We start from the raw sequence: 864 nt of genomic DNA, 5'->3' as shown, positions 1-864 counted from the left end.
GGCCTTGCCCACACCATCGCTGCGCACGTCTCGGCTGAGTCCGGCCACCGTGGCCTGCTCGAAGCCCTCGGCCTGCCGCCGCTACTCGATCTCGGCATGCGGCTCGGCGAAGGCTCCGGCGCCTGCCTCGCCGTCAACATCGTCCGCTCGGCGCTGGAGTGCCATGCAAGCATGGCGAGTTTTGCCGAGGCGGGCGTTTCGGAGAAGTAGGAGACCAAACGCTCAGGCTTGCAACCAGATAAGCCTGTTTTCTCGCATCGCATAGCTTACCTCAATGGCTGGCTAAAAAACTAAGCCATCATGGATTTGACCGCGACCGAATGAGAAGCTAGTTTACTTTTGTGGCGAAGTAGCCGAGGCGGCGGGGCGAAGTACCGGACATTTAGGTGTCGATGGCGCATTTGTTGGAAACAGCAGATGTGACGGTGGGGGAAACCCCTCTACCGGAATCCCTGACTATTTAGCCCCGTCGCCGACTTCGTTCGTGAGGGGCAAGTGCAGAACGCGATAAGAGCTGAAATAAAGCGGCTAGCCGCCAGATCGTTTTCTAAGCAGAAGCGCCTTGAATATTCTGAAAAAGAATATCGTGACAAATTTGAAAGGCGAACGGGGATAGCCGCTGGTCTCCCGCCACCGGCAGCTCCAATTTACAAACACAAACATTTTGATCCTGCCTACTGTGCGCGGCACGCCAATTTCTTAGCGAAGACGATTTGGCACAAGGTATTGACCAAAACGTATCAGCCTGTAGCCGCCATCAACTACCAGATACCCAAACCAGATGGGAGCAAGCGCTCCATAATGGCATTCTCAATTCCCGATGCTGCGCTTGCCAATATCGTCCTCCGCCGGACTCGAGACAGG

At 55.8% G+C, this 864-nt stretch carries 2 protein-coding genes; both read left to right on the top strand.

Annotation, left to right across the window (positions count from 1 at the left end; all coding sequences use genetic code 11):
* Window positions 1–210, top strand: a 210-nt coding sequence (locus EN943_RS37200; protein WP_206522895.1) for a nicotinate-nucleotide--dimethylbenzimidazole phosphoribosyltransferase, incomplete at its 5' end; no start/stop codon positions are given.
* 285 nt (window positions 211–495) lie between these two features.
* On the top strand, window positions 496–864 hold a 369-nt coding region (locus tag EN943_RS38125; RefSeq protein WP_206522894.1), incomplete at its 3' end, for a hypothetical protein.

The sequence above is a fragment of the Mesorhizobium sp. M7A.F.Ca.US.006.01.1.1 genome (assembly GCF_003997935.1).
In the GTDB taxonomy this organism is placed as follows: Bacteria; Pseudomonadota; Alphaproteobacteria; order Rhizobiales; family Rhizobiaceae; genus Mesorhizobium.
This window is presented reverse-complemented; position numbering and strand designations above follow the sequence as displayed.